This window comes from Caulobacter sp., assembly GCF_035254145.1.
Lineage (GTDB): Bacteria > Pseudomonadota > Alphaproteobacteria > Caulobacterales > Caulobacteraceae > Caulobacter.
Genome location: NZ_DATFAV010000101.1, coordinates 1 through 3,513, shown reverse-complemented (window position 1 = coordinate 3,513; position 3,513 = coordinate 1). Strand labels below are relative to the sequence as shown.

Genomic DNA, 3,513 nt, shown 5'->3' with positions numbered 1-3,513 from the left:
AGCTGGACCCAGCTGGCCTCGACGGCGGCGGGCCTGTGCTCCTACCAGCTGTCCGAGCACGGACCACTGCTGCGGGCCTCGTCGATGGGCGCCCTGCCCGATGCGCTGCGCCACGACATGGCCGACGGCTACGCCCGCGGCTGGCAGCGCTTCGCCTCGATCATCTCCGACGGGATCGCCGACGGCTCGATCCGCCCGATCGACCCCAGCATCGCCGCCCACATGATCAATTCGATGCTGAACGCCGCCGCCTCGCTGCCCGCCTGGGTCCCCGGCCTGGAACGGGACGAAGCCGCCGACCTGTTCGCCAAGCCGCTACTGACGGGCGTGCTGGGGTAATCATCCTTCTCCCCTTGCGGGAGAAGGTGGCCCGAAGGGCCGGATGAGGGGTCGAAAGCCCTGTCCGAACCGCTCGCGCGCCCCTCACCCGACCGCCTGCGGCGGCCACCCTCTCCCGCAAGGGGAGAGGGGCGCGGCGCTCTGTTAACCATGTGCTACCCTCAAGCGACTGATTCGCTTCGAGTCTCCCGTCATGACGACGATCAATCCCTACTCGTCGGTCTACGCCCCCGGCCTCACCGCGGGGCAGACGGCGACGCAGCGCGCCAACCAGGCCGCCGGTTATGGCCAGACGCGCGACCAGAGCCCGACGATCAACACCCCGGCGGTCAGCGTCACCCTCTCTCCCGCCGCCCAGGCGGCGCTGAAAGCCCAGACCGACTCCCGCGCCACCGAAGCCGTGGTCGCCGAGGCCAAGGGCCAGATCGCCGCGCGGCTGAAGGCGGCCGGGACCTCCAACGCCCTCAAGGACGGAAACCCCGCCATCGACCTGACCGACATGGACCGGCGCACGCTCTACGCGGTGGCCAGCAACCAGGGCGGCGGCTTTCCGATCGAGCAGCAGGTCGTGGCGTCCCTGGCGCTGAAGGGCCAGCATGACGCGGCCCTGGCCGGTCCCGCGGCCCAGGCGCGGCTGACCGGCGACTACGCCGCCCTCTACCAGGTCGCCCTCGACCAGATGGACGCCGCCGGTCCCGAGGAGAAGGCCTCCGCCGCCTGGAGCCGTGACCGCTCCGCCCTCGTCGAAGCGCGTGGCCAGGCGCTGGCCCGCCCGGGCCTCGCGCCGGTCGGCGTCGAGAACGACAGCGTTTCGGCCTACATGGCCCAGACCGGCAGCGTGGTGGCGGGCGCCAAGACCCGCGACTTCGGCAAGGTCGCCACCGACGTCCGCGCCGCCCTCGACAAGCAGTACGCCCTGGCCGTCCATCCCGAGGCGGCCAAGGATCCCGACAGCGGCGATATCGACTTCCGCCGCTTCGACGACCGCTCGCTGGCGGCCGTCGCCCTGAACCAGGACGGCCAGTTCTCGACCCACGAGGTTCGCCAGGCCCAGACCGAGATCCGCTCGCGCGACAGCGCCGCCATCAAGGCCAGCTACCAGTCGACCACCGAGGACGAGGGCGGGTTCGGCAAGGCGATGATCACCCGCTACGCCGGCATGACCGCCGAGGAGCGCCAGGCCTCGGGCTGGACCCCCGCCGCCTACGCCAAGATCGTCGAACTTCAGGCCTCGCGCGACAAGCTGGCCCAGATGTTCAACGCCGACGGCGCGGTCGCCAGCCCGCCGAGCTTGCTGGATTATCTGTAGGAACGCCTCCCGCTCCCATGGGGAGAGGGGTAGGGGTGAGGGGGTGAGGACCACACTCCGGCTTGGCGAGAGCATAACCCCTCACCCTCCCCCCGCTTCGCGGCGGGCCCCGCCCTCTCCCCACGGGAGAGGGGTTTTACCTCACCCCAGCGTCAGGAACCCGTGCGCCTGGGGCAGGGTCTCGCCGGCCGCGATGCGGGCCAGCGGATTGGGGCGCGGTTCGCCGACCTTGACCAGGGTGTTGCGGTCGACGTGGCGGAAGGGCTCGTCGCGGCCGCGGACCTGCAGCATGGTCGTCGAGACGTAGGACCAGCCGCCGTCGGCCTCGAAGCGCACGTCCAGCTCGTAGCTGTCGGTGCGGAACGCCCATTCCAGGAAGTCGGTCGAGCAGATCCCGTAGCCCGCCCCGCCCCGCTCGGCCCGCACGATCAGGCCCGAGCCGTCCGGCTTGGCCTCGCCGCTGGCCAGGGCCACCTGGGCGCGCGGGATCGCCAGGGTCTGCATGACCAGCCCCGTGGCCGGCTCCCACAGCCAGTAGCCGATCTGGTCGTGGAAGGTGGAATCCTCGTCCGAGGCGACGATGTGGACGTGGTAGCGCAGGCCGTACAGCAGCTGCGGTCCATTGGCCTGCGGGTCGATCGGATGCATCTCGATGCGCTCGAGGAACTCCCGGCGCTCGGGCCCCTCGGCCTTCGGGTTCACGTCGACGCCCTTGCGGCCCTCCCACACGCCGGCCAGGCGGCTCAGGGGGCCGAGGTTGGCCAGGGTGTCGGGATCGACGTCCGCCGGTTCGGTGAAGATGTCATCGGGAAAGTCGGCCATCGGTCCATGCTCCGGCGAAGCTCGGACTTGCGTCTATCGACGTGGGCGTTGGCGTCAAGCGGGGGCTTGGAGGTCTGGAGCCAAAGCCTTCAAAACTATCCGCCTCCCCAGGCCCTGTGCCTGGGGCCCAGGGTTCAGCGGGCTTTGAGTTGGACGGCGCCCGTCAACGCCGGCGGCGTTCGCGGACCGACACCCCGCCAAGCCGAGGCATGGGTCGAAGGCTGGATTTTTGAAGCGGACGGTATCCCCAAAAAAAGGACGGCGCGTTCCGGAGAACGCGCCGCCAAGTCCCATGACGCGCCGAGGAACTAGAACTTCTTGCGCAGGCCCAGCTTGTAGGTGCGGCCCAGGGGATCGCCGGTGAACGGGTCGTAGCCCAGGTCGAGCCGGGCGTAGGACGGGTCCTTGTCGAACAGGTTGGTGATCGCCAGGGTCGCCGTCGTGTCCCAGGGCAGGAAGACGCGGTAGGCCAGGTCCGTCAGCACCTGCTTCTTGATCTGCTTGCCCGCGCTGACCGTCACCCCCGCGCCCGTGGTGTCCTTGTAGGCGTTGGCGGCGAACGGCGCGGTGCGCTGGTCGGTGTAGCCGCCGATGTAATGGACCGACAGGCGCAGGTTATGCGGCCCGGCGTTCCACTCGGCGTAGACGTCGCCCTTCCACTTGGGGATCGGCACGACCGTGGTCTGGTAGTTGAGCAGGCCGACCGCGTCGAAGGCCTTCTCGACGGTGATCCCCTCGACCTGGCTGGCGCCCACCTCGTACTTGCGGATGTAGGTCGCCGTGCCGCCCAGCGAGACGTCGCCGCCCAGCACGTCCTTGAACCGGTAGTCGGCCGAGAAGTCGAAGCCCGAGTTCTTCACCGGCGCGCCGTTGACGTAGAAGGTCTTCAGGCGGGCGATGCTGGTGGTCGGGGTCGAGCACGAGCCGTTGAAGGTGAAGCGCGCCACCAGGGCCGCATAGGCGGGATTGGCGCAGTTGTTGGCGCCGGCCGGCCCGTTCGGATAGAGGGCGCCGACGATGCCGGCCACCGGCTCGGCCACGAT

General features: G+C 69.9%; 2 protein-coding genes and 2 pseudogenes. 2 read left to right on the top strand and 2 right to left on the bottom strand.

The features are described 5' to 3' along the window. Together VJ655_RS05770 and VJ655_RS05765 are read left to right on the top strand one after the other, a co-directional pair. Positions 1-339: pseudogene (locus VJ655_RS05770) on the top strand (TetR/AcrR family transcriptional regulator C-terminal domain-containing protein); the annotation flags it as partial. A gap of 193 nt (positions 340-532) precedes the next feature. Continuing rightward, positions 533-1,648, top strand: coding sequence for a hypothetical protein (locus VJ655_RS05765; protein WP_324110110.1), 1,116 nt, complete (start codon positions 533-535; stop codon positions 1,646-1,648). A 141-nt stretch (positions 1,649-1,789) separates the two neighbouring features. Here the strand turns inward: VJ655_RS05765 and VJ655_RS05760 are convergent, their stop codons facing one another. Both VJ655_RS05760 and VJ655_RS05755 read right to left on the bottom strand, forming a co-directional pair. Continuing rightward, a complete protein-coding gene (locus VJ655_RS05760) occupies positions 1,790-2,470 on the bottom strand; it encodes an FABP family protein (RefSeq protein ID WP_324110109.1) in 681 nt (226 codons plus the stop codon). A gap of 308 nt (positions 2,471-2,778) precedes the next feature. Then, positions 2,779-3,513, bottom strand: a pseudogene (locus tag VJ655_RS05755) (TonB-dependent receptor); the annotation flags it as partial.

Bases quoted from the DNA above. Each gene is read 5' to 3' on its own strand.
- VJ655_RS05765 (WP_324110110.1), top strand. From the start codon at position 533: ATGACGACGATCAATCCCTACTCGTCGGTCTACGCCCCCGGCCTCACC.
- VJ655_RS05760 (WP_324110109.1), bottom strand. From the start codon at position 2,470: ATGGCCGACTTTCCCGATGACATCTTCACCGAACCGGCGGACGTCGAT.